Source organism: Micromonospora sp. NPDC000668 (assembly GCF_042897975.1).
Lineage (GTDB): Bacteria > Actinomycetota > Actinomycetes > Mycobacteriales > Micromonosporaceae > Micromonospora.
On the sequence record NZ_JBIAYP010000002.1, the window covers coordinates 336,835 to 352,859 of the forward strand.

Consider the following 16,025-nt stretch of genomic DNA (forward strand, 5'->3'; position numbering starts at 1 on the left):
AACACGCGTCGGGCAGGGTCGTCGGTTGCCCCGATCAGGCGATCATCTTCTCCAGCTCGGCGAGCGGGAACGCACCGGCCGCGATCCGCTCCCGGGCCGCTCGGCGCACCGCGCGCTGCACGGCCACGTTGGCCGGCGTCGGTACGCCGTGCAGCCGGCCCAGCAGCGCGATCTCCCCGTTGAGGTGGTCGACCTCGGTGGAGCCGGCGCCTCGGGCGAGGCTCTGCCAGGTGGAGCCGCCGGAGCGCTCCGCACCGGCCACTGGCCGCTGCTGGACCAGGTCGCCGCGTTCGGCCTTCTCCTCCTCGGGCGAGGTGTGCGCGATGCTCGCGGCGGCGAACGCGGCGAGGCCCTCGGCGCGTACCCGCTCGGACAGCGCCTCCGGGATGTCCCGACCGAGCAGCGCCTGCAGGCCGTTGCCGAGGTTGTTGAGCAGCTTGCCGTACTTCCAGCGCAGCACATCCGGGCGGACCGGGGCCATGAACCCGGCCGCGCTCAGGTCTGCAGCTATCGCCCGATCGGTGTCGTCGGCACCGGTCGGGTACCGCCCGACGTGCAGCATCCCGGGGTGCGGGTAGCCGTTCGCCACCACCACGCTCGGATCCAGGTGGGTGGCCGGCAGCCAGACGCAGACCGGGTGCACGTCGGCGAAGAGCCGCAGCGCCGCCCGCTCGTTCGCGACCCCGTTCTGCGCGGTGACCAGCGGCAGCCGCTCGCCCGCCGTGCCGCCACCGGCCACCGGCGCGTCGACCCAGGCTGCCAGCGCGCCAGCGGTGTCCTGCGACTTGACGGTGAGGATCAGCACCGTGTCGGCCGGCAGCGGCTGGTCACCTGGTCCGTCCACGGCGGCGAGCCGGGCGGTGACCTCGCCGTCGGGCTGGCGCAGGGTCAGGCCCCGCGCGCGAATCGCGTCCAGGTGCGCGCCCCGGGCCACCAGGGTCACGTCCCGGCCGGCCTGGGACAGCCGTACACCGATGGTCCCGCCGACCGCGCCCGCCCCGATGATCACGTATCGCATGGCCTCATTCTGCCCGCCCAGCGAGGTGGTCCCGGTGCTCGCTCCCGTGCAGCGCCCTGGCGGTCAGCCGGTCAGACCGGCGTCGGTGAGGATCGGGCCGGCGAGCAGCAGTGCGCCGGCGACGAGCGCTACCAGGTTGACCAGGGCAAAGAAGGTCACCCAGAAGAACGCCGGGAACGGGGTGAGCCCGGCGAGCTGGTCGGCGTCGGAGGCGGGCATCCGGCCACGCGAGCGCAGCCGTTGCAACTCCACCACTGGCCGTACCCCGCCGAGCAGCAGGAACCACACCCCGGTGTACGCGAACGCGGCCTGCACCTGCGGGGTGGCGTACCACGAGACGGCGAGCACCAGCGCACCGGTGACCAGCAGCGACACCACGCCGAAGGCGTTGCGGATCATGACCAGCATGGCGAGCAACAGCACCACCGCGACCCAGAGCAGCAGGGTGATCCGGTTGCCGCCGAGCAGCCAGGCACCGGCCAACCCGACCAACGGCGGGGCGACGTAGCCGGCCAGCAGGGTGAGAATCATGCCTGGCCCGCTGGGGCGGCCGGCGGAGAGCGTCAGCCCGGAGGTATCCGAGTGCAGCCGGATACCCCGCAGCTTGCGACCGGTAAGCAGGGCGACCAGTGCGTGCCCGCCCTCGTGCGCGATGGTGATCGCGTTACGGGCGATCCGCCACGGCAGCCGAGTGGAGACCACCACCAGCGCGACGACCGCGGTGATCAGCACCAGCAGCGGGGGCGGGTCCGGCTGCGCGCCGAACAGCGTGTCCCACAGGTCGCCCAGCCCGTCGATCGACATCATGGGGCGCGAGCCTACCGGTGCCGTTCAGTGCCCCGGGCCCTGCGCTGATCGTTCCGCTCCGGTCACCGGGACGACTTACGCCCGTTGATGAAGATTTTCTTAACCAGTCTTGTGATCTAAGGCAGTTATCTCCAAAGATGGACGTCAATAGACCGACGTCCTTGGAGGCAGCCATGGCCCATACCAGATCGTCGCTGCGCCGCGTGCTCGCGGCCGGCCTCACCGTGCTCGCCACCGCGGCGGCGGCCCTGGTCGCGACCGCTGGCCCGGCGGCGGCAGCCACCACGCCGGGCATCGACGTGTCCAACTACCAGGGCTCCATCAACTGGACCAGCGTCCGCAACTCCGGCATCCAGTTCGCGTTCATCAAGGCGACCGAGGGCACCAGCTACAAGGACCCGCGCTTCAACGCGAACTACGTCAACGCGTACAACGCCGGGGTGATCCGCGGGGCGTACCACTTTGCCCGGCCGAACATCTCCGCCGGCTCGACCCAGGCCAACTACCTGGCCTCCAACGGCGGCGCCTGGTCGGCCGACAGCCGGACGCTCCCCGCCGCGCTGGACCTGGAGGCCAACCCGTACGCCGGCGGCTACTGCTACGGGCTCAGCACCACCGGGATGCGCAACTGGGTGCAGGACTTCCTGAACACCTACCGCTCCCGCACCGGCCGCTACGCGGTCATCTACACCACGGCCAGCTTCTGGAACCAGTGCACCGGCAGTTGGACCGGCCCGTGGGCGAACCACCCGCTCTGGCTGGCCCGCTGGGCGAGCACGCCGGGCGCCCTGCCGGCGGGTGCGCCAGTGTGGAGCTTCTGGCAGTACACCAGCACCGGCGCCGTCTCCGGGATCAGCGGCAACGTGGACCGCAACTACTGGAACGGCGACCGCACCCGGCTGATCGCGCTGGCCAACAACACGGCCTGATCCGCGCCGCTCCGCCCGATCCGCCTGGGGAGGCAGTTGGCGGCAGCGGGATCGGCTGTCACCTCACGGTCGACAATCGGTCCGGCTGCCGCCACTGGGCCGGTACGGGTCAGGCCCGCCGCCGGCTCATCGCCGGCACCACCACGGGAGCGTCCTCGCGCGCCAGGGTCGATCTCCGGCTCAGCCGCCAGGCGCCCACGCCGCAGACGGCAACGGCCACGACGCTGAGCAGTGCGATGAGCGCCGAGATCCCCACGCTGACCAGCAGCAGGACCGCGTCGCCGAGTGCGACGAGCATCCACAGTGCCAGCCGGGGCCGCGCATCCCTCCGTCGGTAACCCATGTCGTACCTTCTTCCGTCGTCGAAGGTCAGATACCCCAGACGACGGAAGGTCATGCGAATCAGTTCCGTACCGGCGCGAATCCCGCGGCTCAGTCCTTGCGGTCGGGCACGAACCCGGTGGCGATCCGCTCGAAGTTCGGCAGGTTGGCCTGCCAGTCCTTGTCGGCGACCTCCCACCGGATGGCGTACCCGCGGTTGGTGGCCGTCACGAAGCCCCGGTTACGGACGTGGATCCGGGTCCCGTCGCGCGTCTCCAGCCACTCCCAGTCCGCGCAGGTCTTCCAGAAGTCGCACCGCTTGATGTCGATGTACTGGTAGTTGTTGACGAACTTCCTGCGGTCCGGCTCCTTGTCCCGCCAGTCACTGACCGCGTCCGGTGCCGGCCTGCTGGTCCACTGCACGAGCAGCTCGCCCGGCCCGTTGGACTGGTCGAAGACAACCGTGCTGCCGTCGACCGGCTGGCGCACCCAGCCGTCGGGCAGCGGCAGGGCGAACCCGGCCGGGTCCTTGTGCAGCGTCCAGCCTGGCGGCAGCGCGTTCGGGTCGACCGAAGGAGTGGCCGACGGCGTCGGGCTGGGAGCGCCGCTGGTGGGCGGGGGCACCGCCGGCGCGGAGGTCTGCGGCGCCGAGGTCCCGGCCACCCCGGTCGGGCCGGCCTCCGGGGTCTCGTCCTCTTTGCCGAGCAGCGGCACGATCACCACGAGGCCGATGAGCAGCAGGGCCACCACGGCCCCGATCAGCAGGTTGCGTCGGGTGTTGTTCGGCTTCGTACCGTCGGACGGCGGCACCGCCGCGCGCCCGACCGGGTCGACCGCAGCCGCCATGACCGCCGTCGGGGTGGTCGGCCTGCGCTGCTCCGGCGCCACCGGCGGACCGTCGACCACGGTCGGCTCGTCGTCGTCGGCCGCCCTCGTACCGTCGGCGGGTGTGTCGCCCGGACCCGCGACGCTCGCGGTGGGCTCGGCGTCGGAGGTCGCCGGGCGGTCGACAGCGGCGGTCGGGTCGTCGGCCGGCACCGTCTCGGTCGGGTCAGCATCCGCCCCGGAGGGCACGACGGCAGTCGGCGTGGCGTCGACAGCGGGGGGCGCGGCAACGGCCGCTGGTGGCGGGGTACGCGGCGCAGGTGGCGACACCGGCTGGTCGGCGCGATTCTCGGCGGGCCGCGGGACCGGCACGTGTGGCGGGCGCGGCTCGCGCGGACCGTTCGGCCCCGGCCGTCGTACGCCATCCAGCAGCGAGATGCTGCGTGCCCGCTTGCCCCCGGCGCGGCGCAGCAGCCGCTCGGCCACCTCAGCGTTGATCCGCTCGTTCGGGTCCTTGCGCAGCAGCCCGTTGAGCACGGCCTTGAGCGGGCCGGCGTTCTTCGGCGGCGGCATCGGCTCGGTGGCCAGCGCGGCCAGCGTGCCGATCGCCGACGGCCGGGCGTACGGCGACTTGCCCTCCACGGCGGCGTAGAGCGTCGCGCCCAACGACCACAGGTCGGCCTCCGGCCCGGCGGTGCCGTCCCGGGCCCGCTCCGGCGAGATGTACGCGGGCGAACCGAGCACCATGCCGGTGCGGGTGACGTTCGGGTCGCCCGGAATGGTGGCGAGTCCAAAATCGGTCAACACCACCCGGCCGTCGTCGCCGAGCAGAACGTTGCCGGGCTTGACGTCGCGGTGCATGACGCCAGCCTTGTGCGCCGCGTTGAGGGCGCCCAGCACGCCGAGCCCGATCTCGACCGCGCGGGCCGGCGACACCGGCCCGTCCTCGGCGAGAGTGTCCTGCAACGACCTCGACGCCACGTACTCCATGACGATCCACGGGTCGCCGTCAGTGCGGAGGACGTCGAAGATGCGGACGACATTGACGTGGTTGAGCCGGGCGATGGCCCGAGCCTCCCGCAGCGAGCGCTCCCGCATCTCGCGGCGCTCCTCGTCGGTGAGGCCGGGAGGCGGCACCAACTCCTTGATGGCGACGTCCCGGTGCAGCACCTCGTCGCGCGCTTTCCACACCCGACCCATGCCGCCCTGGCCGAGCGGCGAGAGAAGCCGGTATCGGTCAGCGACAAGTTGGGGAAGCGCGTTCGACATCGGTGAGACGGTACCCGGAGGGCCCGGCCCTCACACCGCCGGCACGCCACTCTGCGTTCCCCACAACTTCGCGCCGCGTACCCTGGCGGCATGTCTGCCGAAGAGCCCCTGTTCCGGGTCGTCCGCGGCGTGCCCACCGCCGAGGAGTTGGCCGCCCTGGTCGGCGCGATCGTCGTCCGATCCCGCCCAGCCGCCGCCCCCGCGCGAGTGAACCCCTCCGTCTGGGCCCGCAGCGGTCGACCGGCCGGCACGGCGCTCGCGGCCGGTCCGGGCGGGTGGCGCTCCGCTGGCCTGCCCCGCTGACCCGACCCGCCGTACGGGGGCTGTCAGCGTCGCTCCCAGCCGTTAATCTCACTCAGGGAAACGGTGCAGTAACGGGTAGGGAGGATCAATGATCCCCGAAGAAGACCGCCCCACGCCCTGGCTGCGCAACTACGGCGGCATCGAGGCCGACATCCGTCAGCTCCGGGAGTTCGCCGACCGGCTCGCCGCCGAGGTCGAGAGCAACTACGCCCCACACCTGTCGTACATCGCCGACGACATGTCCGCGAAGGTGCCCAACCCCTGCGACGCCTTCATCGAGCTGGTCACCTTCCTGCACGCCCATCACGAGACACAGCAGGCCACCACCGACATGGTGTACGCGGTCCGAGGTGCCACCGGCCACCTCGCCGCCGTCGCCGACCGGGTCGCCACCCAGTACGCCGACACCGACGTCTTCTCCGCCGCCCGGGTGGTGGACGTCCAGCGGGCCCTCACCGACCCGGGCACCGTCCTGCCCGGCGGCCCGACACCGATGCTGACCGACCCGACCAGCCCGGACAGCGAGAGGCCGGTGGTCCTACCGTGATCGAACGGGGCAGCGGCCGCACCTCCGGCCTCACCGACTGGCAGCTGATGGACGTCAACAGCATGTGGGCGTGCCTACAGGACCACGACACCGCCAACCACTGGAAGCAGGTCGCCGGCTGGCGCAAGGTCTGCGACCTGGCGCAGATCCACCTCGGCCGACTCCAGGACTACCGGCGCGGGCTGGCCGAGGCATGGCCGCCGGAAACCAGCGCCGCCTCCGTCACGTACCTCGCCCAGCTCGACGAGCTGATCGACAAGGTGCGGCACACCCACGACGCCGCCGCCGCCAACTACACCGCGCTCTCCGCCGCCACCCAGGCCATCGGCACCACCCGCGCCGAACTCCGCAAGGTTTATGAGGAGTACGCGACCAAACTTCAGCAGAAGCAGGCGTACGAGGCGACGGCCGCCGACCCGAAGGCGATCATGGGCAGCCGGGTCACGGCATCACCGGTGACCGACGTCGAGTTGGAACGCCTGAACGTGCAGGCGCGCGCCATGATGTTCAACCTCAGTGGCGAACTCCAACAAGCCCAAGCCACCCTCCAAAAACCACCCGCAGCGCCGAAGAGCGCGAGGCAGCCAGACGACCCCGACGTGTACGGCGGGTTTGCCCCGCCCGCTATTCCGCCGATCATCCCGGTTCCACTGACTATTCCCACGACCATCGACGCGCCTAGCGCGACCGCTGCACGGCCGATTCCGGCGCCAGCGGCGCCAGCGATGGGCCCAGTGCTCGGCGGGGCTGCCGCTGGACTGAACGCGCCTCCCATCACAACGCCGCCCAGCATTCAGACAGCGGGAACGGTTGGTCCACCAGCCACTATTGGGCCGGGGCATGGGCCAACGCCAACGCTGCCTCCTGCTTCTGCGGGTTCGCCGCCGTTGCCGAACCCCCGGACGACCCAGCATGGGGTAACCGGAAGGGCGGTCAGTGGAGGTTCCGATGGAAGAGAGGCGCATCCTGGGTCGCCCGCTCGTTCGACCCCTACAACTGGAGGCTTGATCGGGGGAGTCCCAGGCCTGAGCCCGGGCCAGGCGGTCAACAACTCTGGTTCCCCTAGAAGGGTCAACCCGATCGGCGGCGTCATTGGCGGTGGCGGTGCCGGGACTGCACCAACTGGTTCGGCAGGCACCCGTCCGGGTGGGGGCCGCAGCTTCAATGGGAGCCCGAGCAGCCTTCCGATCGGCGGGGCACCTGGGCTGCATGGGAACACAGGCCGTTCGGGAGTTGGGCCCGAGGCCGAAGATAAGCCCCGCCAATGGAATCCGGACCACCCCTGGGAGACAGAAAAAGGCGTTCCGCCGGTAGTCCGTCCACCGGACAGGGATGACCCAATCGACCCTGGACCAGCTATCGGCTTCAACAGGTGAATAGACCGCTACGGGCCAGCATTCCTAAACTGGCCCTGGCCGCAATACTACTGCCCGTAGGTCCATTCACAGCACAACAAGATCCAGACCTTATACGCGGCGATCAGTGGCACTTGCCGTTCCTGCGTATCACGCAGGCGCACTTGTTGAGCCAAGGGTCAGGGGTGGTCGTCGCCGTGCCGGACACAGGAGTCGACCCTCATCCTGACCTACGTGAGAACCTCCTAAGCGGCACCGACGTAATACCTGGGGGTAGCGGCGATGGTCGCCAAGATCGAGACAGTCATGGGACATCGATGGCGGGCCTAATAGCTGCACATGGAAGAGCCAACAATCAGGGTGCCCTTGGCATTGCGCCTAAGGCAAAGATCCTTCCAATCCTTGACACCCCACTCGACGGCAAGGGCGACCCCGACGCCCTGGCCTCCGGTATCGAGTTTGCCATCGCAAGGGGTGCCGACGTAATAAGCATCTCAGCCGTCGCCGGAGCCAGTGTGCGCCTTCAGCAAGCACTGAGGGCCGCCAAAGACGCCAACATTCTCGTGATAGCGGCTGGGGGCAATTGGCCGCCCGACACCGATGTGCGGTATCCGGCTACAGAAGAAGGTGTAATTGCCGTGGGCGGTGTCGACCGTGCTGGACAGCACGCGGCCGTCTCGGTGACTGGGCCTCAGATCGACGTGGTCGCACCGGCGGTCGACATCTACAGCACCAGCTACGACGGCAAGTACTCGAAGGGAACCGGCACCTCTAGTGCGACGGCGATCGTGGCCGGTGCGGCGGCGCTGATCCGTTCCAAGTACCCGTACCTGCCGGCGCAGGAGGTGGCGCACCGGCTCACGGCCACGGCCGTTGACAAGGGGCCGCCCGGGCGTGACGACGAGTACGGCTATGGCGTGATCGACCTCGTGGCGGCGCTGACGGCGGACGTACCCCCGTTGGGGTTTGAGTCGGCAAGCGCGCCGGCCGGTGGTGGTCCGACTACGGCGGCCGGCGCTCAGCCGGGCGACGACGGCGGCGCGACGGTACGCGGCCTGGCCACCCTAGGGGTGGTCGTCGCTGCCGGTGTCGGATGGGCGCTGGTGGTGCGGCGGAGGCGGCGAGGCGACGACCCGCCGCCCCGAATCAGTCGCTGACGGGTCGACGGCACGGTGATCGACTCAAGGTCGGCGATCTGGGGGCGTCCGCGAGATGGGATAGCGCGATGTCGGCGAAATGGAGTGGATCAAAGCGTTCGGGGCGCGAGCTGGGGCGGCTGGGTGGTCGTGGTGCGCGGGTCGTGGGGGCGGTGGGCCGGTAACGTCGGTCGCGTGTCTGTATCTCTGCCGCTCCGCCTCGTGCTCGCCTCGGCGAGCCCTGCCCGTCGCAAGTCTCTCCAAGCCGCTGGCATCGAGCCGGACGTGCTGGTCAGTGGGGTGGACGAATCCCTGGTGGTGACCGAACGAGCCGAAGAGCTGTGCCTGGAGCTGGCTCGGCTCAAGGCGCAGGCGGTGCTGACCCGGCTGAGCCCGGCCACCGACCAGCGGACGTTGGTGATCGGCTGTGACTCGGTGCTCGCGTTCGACGGGGAGATCCTCGGCAAGCCGGCCGACCCGGCGGACGCCACCCGGCGGTGGCAGCGGATGCGGGGACGCAGCGGCGTTCTGCACAGTGGGCACTGCCTGATCGACGTTGCCGCCGGGCGTCGCGCGGAGGCGGTCGCCTCGACCACCGTCCACTTCGCCGACATCAGCGACGACGAGATCGCCGCGTACGTGGCCAGCGGCGAGCCGCTGGCCGTGGCGGGCGCGTTCACGATCGACGGGTTGGGCGGGCCGTTCGTGGAGCGGATCGAGGGTGACCCGGGGACGGTGGTCGGGCTCTCGATGCCGTTGCTGCGCCGCCTCCTCGCCGAGTTGGGCCTGCGGATCACCGATCTGTGGACGAAGGTCGCGCCCGGAGGTCAGACGATCGAGCCGCTCGGTAACGTCCGGTCATGACCACCAAGTCGATCCCGCTCACCGACGAGCTGCACGCGTACCTGGTCGCGCACGGCTCTCCGCCCGACGAGATCATCCGGGACCTGGCCGAGGAGACCCGGTCGGTGCTCCCGGAGCACGCCACCATGCAGGTGGCCCCGGAACAGGCCGCGTTCCTGACCTTCCTCACCCGGCTGCTCGACGCGCGGCAGGCGGTCGAGGTCGGCACGTTCACCGGGCTCTCGGCGCTGGCGATCGCCCGAGGACTGCCCGAGGACGGGCGGCTGACCTGCTTCGACATCTCCGAGGAGTTCACCGGCATCGCCCGGCGCTACTGGGCTCGGGCCGGCGTGCAGGACCAGATCGACCTGCGTATCGGCCCGGCCGGGGACAGGCTGCGGGAGCTACCGCACGAGCGGTACCTGGACTTCGCGTTCATCGACGCGGACAAGACCGGTTACCCGGTCTACTGGGCGGAGTTGGTGCCCCGGATGCGTCCGGGTGGGGTGATCGCCGTCGACAACGTGCTGCGCGGCGGCCGGGTGATCGCGCCGCAGAACGAAGCCGACCGGGCCATCGCCGCCTTCAACGACGAGGTGCTGGCCGACGTGCGGGTGGACCCGGTGATGCTGCCGGTCGCGGACGGCCTGACGCTCGCCCGGGTGCGCTGAAGGGCGACAACCGCTGAACGCGGATATCGGGGTGTCCACGTGCGAAGGACACCCCGATATCCAGGAACTGGGTCGCGTCAGCGCACGCTGCGGGCGAACTGGCGGGCGGCCCAGACGACCCCCGCCGCGGCGAGCACCGTGGTGATGGTCAGGCCCTGCCAGACCTTGTCGCTGCCCAGGTCGCCAGCGAACAGTGCCCGGGTGCCGTCGACCGCCCAGGAGAACGGGTTCCAGTCGGCGATGCCCTGCAACCAGCCGGGCGCGAAGGTGAGCGGCAGCAGGATGCCGGAGAGCAGCAGCACCGGCTGAGCCACCGTGTTCATCAGCGGGGCCAGCGCGTCCTCGCTCTTGACCTTGAGCGCGACGCCGTACGAGACGGCCGAGGTCATCAACGCGATCAGGGCGAGCATCAGGTACGCCAACAGCAGGTCCCCGATGAACACCCGCAGGTCGAACAGGAGCGCCAGCAGGGTGATGATGATCGCCTGCACGAGGAGCGAGACCACGTCGCGCAGCGAGCGGCCGAGCAGCAGTGCGAGCCGGCTGATCGGGGTGACTCGGGAGCGTTCGATGACCCCGGCGCGCAGCTCGGCGATCAGGCCGAAGCCCTGGAACAGGCCGCCGAAGATGGCCAGCAGCACCAGCAGACCGGGTACGAAGATCTTGTAGGCGGCGGCCTGGGTGGGCGCGTTCAGCGCCGGCTTGAGCAGCGGGGCGAAGAGCAGCAGGTACATCACCGGCTGGAAGACGCCGACGAAGACCCAGACCGGGTTGCGCAGCAGCAGCTGGGTCTGCCGCTGGAAGATCAGCCAGGTGTCACGGGCGAATTTCATGAGTCGTCTCCGGGTGGTCAGGACTCGCGCAGCGAGCGGCCGGTCTTGGTCAGGAAGACGTCGTCCAGGCTGGGCCGGTGCAGCTCGATCGAGCGCAGGTCCAGCCCGGCGTGGTCGAGTCTGCGCAGGACCTGCGGGATGGCGACGGCACCCTCTTCGACGTAGAGGCGCAGGCCGCCCTCGTCGGCGGTCTCCAGCTTGTTGACGTACGGCTCGCCGTCGAGCACCTGGGCGGCCTGCGGGGTGGCGGCCAGGTCGAGGCCGACCAACACCACGTCGCCGGAGATCTCCCGCTTGAGCTCGGCCGGAGTGCCTTCGGCCACCACCTCGCCGTTGTCCATGATCGCGATCCGGTCGCAGAGCGCGTCGGCCTCGTCCAGGTAGTGCGTGGTGATGAAGACGGTCATCCCGTCGCTGCGCAGCCGCCGGATCTCGTCCCACATGTGGGCACGGCTCTGCGGGTCGAGGCCGGTGGTCGGCTCGTCCAGGAAGACGATCTTCGGCTCGTGGATGATGCCGAGCGCGATCTCCACCCGCCGGCGCTGGCCGCCGGAGTAGGTCTTGCACTTGCGGTCGGCGTACTCCGTGAGCTGGAAGGCATCCAGGGCGCGGGCGGCGCGCTGCTGCGCGTCGGCCTTGCGGATGCCGTACATCCGGGCGTGCAGCACCAGCTCCTCGCGCGCGGTCGACTCGTCCCAGGTGCTGCCGCCCTGCGGGACATAGCCGATCCGACGGCGCACCTCGGCCGGGTCCTTGCGCAGGTCGGCGCCGGCGATGGTGGCATCGCCGCCATCCGGCTCGATCAGCGTGGCGAGCATCCGCAGCGTGGTGGTCTTGCCGGCGCCGTTCGGGCCGAGGAAGCCGAAGATCTCACCCTCGGCGACCTCAAGGTTGACGCCCCGCACGGCGTCCACCGTTTTCGTCTCTCGACCCGCGCGGGAGCGGAACGACTTCCGCAGCCCCCTGGTCTCGATCATCTCTGCTCCTGGTCGTCCGGGCCGGCCGGGCCGGCCGTCAAGGGGGACGACGCCGGACGGCGCACTCCCCGCTGTGCCGTCAGCAGGCTAACGCGATATAGCTTTTGTGGTCAACGTTGATTATTTCGTGTCGGGAGCGGCCGGCTCTCCGCCGTCCGTCCACTGCGGCCAACCTTCGGCGTTCGTCAGCTCAGCAGGCAGGTACGACACTCCGGAGTCGATCCGTTCCGCGATCCGCTCGCACCAGCTCATCTCCGCCTCCGCCCGCGCCGACCAGAGCTCGAACATCCAACCGACGTGCACCGGTTTGGTGTTACGCACCCAGTCCGACTCCAGCGAGGCGCGCATCGACTCGATGCCCGCACGCAGCAGGTTGGCCCGGTTGCGCAGGGCCGCCGCCGCCTCGGACCGCGGCATCGCGGGCAGGAACGAGAACGCCGCCGTGAACGGGTCCGTCGGCTCGTTGAAGTTCCACCAGAGGTTGCGCAGCAACGTCTCGAACTCGTCCTCCCCCTTGGCGGTCACCTCGTACGTGGTGCGTGCCGGACGGGCGCCGACCTGCTCGGTGGCGACGGCGCGGAGCAGTCCCTCCTCGGTGAGTTTGCGCAGCGCGTGGTAGATCGACCCGGGCTGCACGTTGGCCCACTTGTCGGCGCTCCAGCTCAGCAGCTCGCGGCGCACGTCGTAGCCGTGCACGGGCTGCATCCACCGCACTAGCCCGAGGATCATCATCCGAGTCGCAGACACCACACAAGCGTATTAGCCAAGTTTGACTAGAGGCGGCAGGGACAGTGCGGCATCCCACACTGAGCGATCGTTAGGGCCACCAGGGTGGCCGATACACTCCCGGTCAGTAACCTGCCGGGAGGAGCCACGAAGGTGCGCAAGGTACTCATCGCCAATCGCGGCGAGATCGCCGTCCGGGTGATCCGCGCCTGCCGCGATGCCGGCCTGGGCAGTGTCGCGGTCTACGCGGACTCCGACCGCGACGCCCTGCACGCCACTCTCGCGGACGAGGCGTACGCGCTCGGCGGGGACAGCGCGACCGAGACGTACCTGCGCATCGACAAGCTGCTCGACGTGGCCGCCCGGGCCGACGCCGACGCCGTGCACCCCGGCTACGGCTTCCTGTCCGAGAACGCCGACTTCGCCCAGGCGGTCATCGACGCCGGGCTGACCTGGATCGGCCCCACTCCGCAGGCCATCCGCGACCTGGGCGACAAGGTCACCGCCCGGCATATCGCCCAGCGCGCCGGCGCACCGCTGGTCCCCGGCACCCCCGACCCGGTGGCCAACCCGGACGAGGTGATGGCGTTCGCCGTCGACCACGGCCTGCCGGTCGCCATCAAGGCCGCCTTCGGTGGCGGCGGGCGCGGCCTCAAGGTGGCCCGGACCATGGAGGAGATCCCCCAGCTGTTCGAGTCGGCCACCCGGGAGGCGGTCGCGGCGTTCGGCCGGGGCGAGTGCTTCGTCGAGCGCTACCTGGACCAGCCGCGGCACGTCGAGGCGCAGGTCCTCGCCGACCAGCACGGCAACGTGATCGTGGTGGGCACCCGGGACTGCTCGTTGCAGCGGCGGCACCAGAAGCTCGTCGAGGAGGCGCCCGCGCCGTTCCTCACCGACGCTCAGCGCGCGCAGATCCACGACAGCGCCAAGGCGATCTGCCGCGAGGCCGGCTACCACGGCGCCGGCACGGTGGAGTACCTGGTCGGCGCCGACGGCACCATCTCCTTCCTGGAGGTCAACACCCGGCTCCAGGTCGAGCACCCGGTCACCGAGGAGACCGCCGGCATCGACCTGGTCCGCGAGCAGTTCCGGATCGCCGACGGCGAGAAGCTGCGGATCACCGAGGACCCGACGCCGCGTGGGCACTCCATCGAGTTCCGGATCAACGGCGAGGACCCGGGCCGCAACTTCCTGCCCGCCCCGGGCACGGTCACCGCGTTGCGGCTGCCCACCGGCCCCGGCGTACGGGTGGACACCGGCATCTCGGCCGGCGACGTGATCGGAGGCAACTTCGACTCGCTGCTGGCCAAGGTGATCATCAGCGGTGAGACGCGGACCGAGGCGCTGGAGCGGGCCCGACGCGCGCTGGACGAGATGGTGATCGACGGGATGGCCACCGCGCTGCCGTTCCACCGGCTGGTGGTGCGGGACGAGGCTTTCACCGCCGAGCCGTTCACCGTGCACACCCGGTGGATCGAGACCGAGTTCCACAACACCGTGCCGCCGTTCGCCGCGGCCGCCAGCGCCGCCGAGGCGCCGGCCGAACGCGAGACCGTGGTGGTCGAGGTGGGTGGCAAGCGGCTGGAGGTCAGCCTCCCCGCCGGCTTCGGCGGGGGTACGACCACCGCCGCGCCAGCCGCGCGCAAGCCGACCCGGCGCGGCGGAGGAGCCAAGGCCGGCGCTCCGGTCGGCGGCGACGCGCTCACCTCACCGATGCAGGGCACCATCGTCAAGATCGCGGTGGCGGACGGCGACACCGTGGCCGAGGGCGACCTGGTGGTGGTCCTGGAGGCGATGAAGATGGAGCAGCCGCTGCACGCCCACAAGGCGGGCACGGTCAGCGGGCTCACCGCCGAGGTCGGTGCCGTGATCACCGCCGGTGCCGCCATCTGCACCATCGCCTGACGGGTACCCCTTCCGCACGCTTTGTCCGCAGGCGAGGCGTTGCGGGGGTGGTTTGCGGCACCGACGGGGGCACGGGTGGCCGCAGGCAGGAATGATGGCCGGGTGCGGTTTCTTCACGGCGCGGTCCCCGCGCACGACCTGACCTACACCGACGTCTTCATGGCGCCGGCCCGCTCCGACCTGGCTTCCCGGCTCGATGTCGACCTGTCCACCGGCGACGGCACCGGCACCACCATCCCGCTGGTGGTGTCCAACATGACCGCGGTCGCCGGCCGGCGGATGGCCGAGACGGTGGCCCGGCGGGGCGCGATCGCGGTGATCCCGCAGGACATCCCGATCGAGGTGGTGGCGAACGTCGTCGCCTGGGTCAAGCAGCGGCACCTGGTCTACGACACACCGATCACCCTGGGCCCGACCGAGACCGTGGGCGACGCCATCCACCTGCTGCCGAAGCGCTCGCACGGCGCGGTGATCGTGGTCGACGAGGCCGGCCGGCCGATGGGCGTGGTCACCGAGGCGGACACCCTGGGCGTGGACCGGTTCGCCCAGCTGCGGCACGTGATGTCCACCGAGCTGCACACCGTTCCGGCGGACGCGGACCCGCGTGCCGGCTTCGACCTGCTCTCGGCGGGTCGGCGCCGACTCGCCCCCGTGGTGGACGCCGACGGCCGGCTGGTCGGGGTGCTGACCCGGCAGGGCGCGCTGCGGGCCACCCTCTACACGCCGGCGGTGGACGATCGGGGTCGGCTGCGGATCGCCGCCGCGATCGGGATCAACGGGGACGTCACCGGCAAGGCCGCCGCGCTGCTGGAGGCGGGGGTGGACACGCTGGTCGTGGACACCGCGCACGGCCACCAGGCGCGGATGATCTCCGCCCTGCAGGCGGTCCGCAAGCTGGACCCGGGGGTGCCGGTGGCGGCCGGCAACGTGGTCACCGCCGAGGGGGTACGCGACCTCGTCGAGGCGGGTGCCGACATCATCAAGGTCGGCGTCGGCCCGGGGGCGATGTGCACCACCCGGATGATGACCGGGGTGGGCCGGCCGCAGTTCTCCGCCGTGCTCGACTGCTCGGCGGCGGCCCGGGAGCTCGGCCGGCACGTCTGGGCCGACGGTGGCGTACGGCACCCGCGCGACGTGGCGCTCGCGCTCGCCGCCGGCGCCTCGAACGTCATGATCGGTTCCTGGTTCGCCGGCACCTACGAGTCTCCCGGTGACCTCTACACGGACGCGGACGGCCGGCGGTACAAGGAGAGCTTCGGGATGGCCTCGGCGCGGGCGGTCAGCGCCCGTACCGCCGACGACAGCCCGTACGACCGGGCCCGCAAGGCGGTGTTCGAGGAGGGCATCTCCTCGGCCCGAATGCACCTGGACCCGGCCAGGCCCGGCGTCGAGGACCTGATCGACGAGATCATCGCCGGGGTACGCAGCGCCTTCACCTATGCCGGCGCGCGGGACCTGACGCAGTTCCACGAGCGGGCGGTCGTCGGCGTACAGAGCGCCGCCGGCTACACCGAGGGGATGCCGCTGCCCACCAGCTGGTGAGGGTTCGGCGCAGGCCGC

At 70.8% G+C, this 16,025-nt stretch carries 16 protein-coding genes; 9 read left to right on the plus strand and 7 right to left on the minus strand.

What is annotated here, in order from left to right; translation table 11 throughout:
• Positions 1-34: 34 nt before the first annotated feature.
• Together ACFY29_RS10975 and ACFY29_RS10980 are read right to left on the minus strand one after the other, a co-directional pair.
• Positions 35-1,018, minus strand: a complete 984-nt coding sequence (locus ACFY29_RS10975) for a ketopantoate reductase family protein (protein ID WP_386985162.1) — start codon at positions 1,016-1,018, stop codon at positions 35-37.
• Positions 1,019-1,081: 63 nt separating this feature from the next.
• A complete protein-coding gene (locus tag ACFY29_RS10980) occupies positions 1,082-1,825 on the minus strand; it encodes a M50 family metallopeptidase (RefSeq protein WP_328423485.1) in 744 nt (247 codons plus the stop codon).
• A gap of 173 nt (positions 1,826-1,998) precedes the next feature.
• Between ACFY29_RS10980 and ACFY29_RS10985 the strand changes: the two genes are divergently transcribed.
• A complete protein-coding gene (locus ACFY29_RS10985; RefSeq protein WP_386985165.1) occupies positions 1,999-2,754 on the plus strand; it encodes a GH25 family lysozyme in 756 nt (251 codons plus the stop codon).
• 109 nt (positions 2,755-2,863) lie between these two features.
• Here the strand turns inward: ACFY29_RS10985 and ACFY29_RS10990 are convergent, their stop codons facing one another.
• Both ACFY29_RS10990 and ACFY29_RS10995 read right to left on the minus strand, forming a co-directional pair.
• Entirely contained in the window at positions 2,864-3,097 is a 234-nt protein-coding gene (locus tag ACFY29_RS10990) for a hypothetical protein (protein WP_328423481.1), read from the minus strand.
• Positions 3,098-3,186: 89 nt separating this feature from the next.
• Positions 3,187-5,169 (minus strand): protein kinase, encoded by a 1,983-nt coding sequence (locus tag ACFY29_RS10995; protein ID WP_386985167.1) that lies wholly within the window; start codon positions 5,167-5,169, stop codon positions 3,187-3,189.
• 90 nt (positions 5,170-5,259) lie between these two features.
• On the opposite strand from ACFY29_RS10995, the gene ACFY29_RS11000 reads away from it, so the two are divergent.
• The 6 genes from ACFY29_RS11000 (at position 5,260) to ACFY29_RS11025 (ending at position 10,024) form a co-directional block, all read left to right on the plus strand.
• Positions 5,260-5,472, plus strand: coding sequence for an acyl-CoA carboxylase subunit epsilon (locus tag ACFY29_RS11000; protein ID WP_355602472.1), 213 nt, complete (start codon positions 5,260-5,262; stop codon positions 5,470-5,472).
• An 88-nt stretch (positions 5,473-5,560) separates the two neighbouring features.
• A complete protein-coding gene (locus ACFY29_RS11005) occupies positions 5,561-6,019 on the plus strand; it encodes a hypothetical protein (RefSeq protein WP_386985170.1) in 459 nt (152 codons plus the stop codon).
• The gene (locus tag ACFY29_RS11010; RefSeq protein ID WP_386985171.1) at positions 6,016-7,395 is read left to right on the plus strand and encodes a hypothetical protein; all 1,380 of its coding nucleotides are present in this window, start codon (positions 6,016-6,018) and stop codon (positions 7,393-7,395) included. Before ACFY29_RS11005 ends, ACFY29_RS11010 begins: the two co-directional genes overlap by 4 nt.
• Positions 7,392-8,531, plus strand: coding sequence for a S8 family serine peptidase (locus ACFY29_RS11015; protein WP_386985172.1), 1,140 nt, complete (start codon positions 7,392-7,394; stop codon positions 8,529-8,531). Before ACFY29_RS11010 ends, ACFY29_RS11015 begins: the two co-directional genes overlap by 4 nt.
• A 174-nt stretch (positions 8,532-8,705) precedes the next feature.
• On the plus strand, positions 8,706-9,374 hold the full coding sequence (locus ACFY29_RS11020) for a Maf family protein (RefSeq protein WP_355602466.1): 669 nt from the start codon (positions 8,706-8,708) through the stop codon (positions 9,372-9,374).
• Positions 9,371-10,024, plus strand: coding sequence for an O-methyltransferase (locus tag ACFY29_RS11025; protein ID WP_355602464.1), 654 nt, complete (start codon positions 9,371-9,373; stop codon positions 10,022-10,024). Before ACFY29_RS11020 ends, ACFY29_RS11025 begins: the two co-directional genes overlap by 4 nt.
• A gap of 77 nt (positions 10,025-10,101) precedes the next feature.
• Here ACFY29_RS11025 and ACFY29_RS11030 read toward each other — a convergent pair whose 3' ends face one another.
• The 3 genes from ACFY29_RS11030 to ACFY29_RS11040 all read right to left on the minus strand — a co-directional run bounded on the left by ACFY29_RS11030 (position 10,102) and on the right by ACFY29_RS11040 (position 12,566).
• Complete coding sequence (locus ACFY29_RS11030; RefSeq protein WP_386985175.1) at positions 10,102-10,857, minus strand: ABC transporter permease; 756 nt, start codon at positions 10,855-10,857, stop codon at positions 10,102-10,104.
• Positions 10,858-10,874: 17 nt separating this feature from the next.
• Positions 10,875-11,834 (minus strand): ATP-binding cassette domain-containing protein, encoded by a 960-nt coding sequence (locus ACFY29_RS11035; RefSeq protein WP_328423465.1) that lies wholly within the window; start codon positions 11,832-11,834, stop codon positions 10,875-10,877.
• A gap of 120 nt (positions 11,835-11,954) precedes the next feature.
• Positions 11,955-12,566, minus strand: a complete 612-nt coding sequence (locus ACFY29_RS11040) for a PadR family transcriptional regulator (RefSeq protein WP_328426303.1) — start codon at positions 12,564-12,566, stop codon at positions 11,955-11,957.
• A 147-nt stretch (positions 12,567-12,713) separates the two neighbouring features.
• Here ACFY29_RS11040 and ACFY29_RS11045 point away from each other — a divergent pair, with 147 nt between their 5' ends.
• Positions 12,714-14,465 carry an acetyl/propionyl/methylcrotonyl-CoA carboxylase subunit alpha gene (locus ACFY29_RS11045; RefSeq protein WP_386985177.1) on the plus strand — a complete coding sequence of 584 codons (1,752 nt, stop codon included), beginning with the start codon at positions 12,714-12,716 and terminating at the stop codon, positions 14,463-14,465.
• A 102-nt stretch (positions 14,466-14,567) separates the two neighbouring features.
• Positions 14,568-16,007 carry a GuaB1 family IMP dehydrogenase-related protein gene (locus ACFY29_RS11050; RefSeq protein ID WP_355602458.1) on the plus strand — a complete coding sequence of 480 codons (1,440 nt, stop codon included), beginning with the start codon at positions 14,568-14,570 and terminating at the stop codon, positions 16,005-16,007.
• Positions 16,008-16,025 lie beyond the last annotated feature (18 nt).

Coding starts and splice junctions, on each gene's coding strand:
- ACFY29_RS10995 (WP_386985167.1), bottom strand. CDS start 5,169: ATGTCGAACGCGCTTCCCCAACTTGTCGCTGACCGATACCGGCTTCTC.
- ACFY29_RS11035 (WP_328423465.1), bottom strand. CDS start 11,834: ATGATCGAGACCAGGGGGCTGCGGAAGTCGTTCCGCTCCCGCGCGGGT.
- ACFY29_RS11005 (WP_386985170.1), top strand. CDS start 5,561: ATGATCCCCGAAGAAGACCGCCCCACGCCCTGGCTGCGCAACTACGGC.
- ACFY29_RS11000 (WP_355602472.1), top strand. CDS start 5,260: ATGTCTGCCGAAGAGCCCCTGTTCCGGGTCGTCCGCGGCGTGCCCACC.
- ACFY29_RS11030 (WP_386985175.1), bottom strand. CDS start 10,857: ATGAAATTCGCCCGTGACACCTGGCTGATCTTCCAGCGGCAGACCCAG.
- ACFY29_RS10980 (WP_328423485.1), bottom strand. CDS start 1,825: ATGATGTCGATCGACGGGCTGGGCGACCTGTGGGACACGCTGTTCGGC.
- ACFY29_RS10975 (WP_386985162.1), bottom strand. CDS start 1,018: ATGCGATACGTGATCATCGGGGCGGGCGCGGTCGGCGGGACCATCGGT.
- ACFY29_RS10990 (WP_328423481.1), bottom strand. CDS start 3,097: ATGGGTTACCGACGGAGGGATGCGCGGCCCCGGCTGGCACTGTGGATG.
- ACFY29_RS10985 (WP_386985165.1), top strand. CDS start 1,999: ATGGCCCATACCAGATCGTCGCTGCGCCGCGTGCTCGCGGCCGGCCTC.
- ACFY29_RS11040 (WP_328426303.1), bottom strand. CDS start 12,566: ATGATGATCCTCGGGCTAGTGCGGTGGATGCAGCCCGTGCACGGCTAC.
- ACFY29_RS11025 (WP_355602464.1), top strand. CDS start 9,371: ATGACCACCAAGTCGATCCCGCTCACCGACGAGCTGCACGCGTACCTG.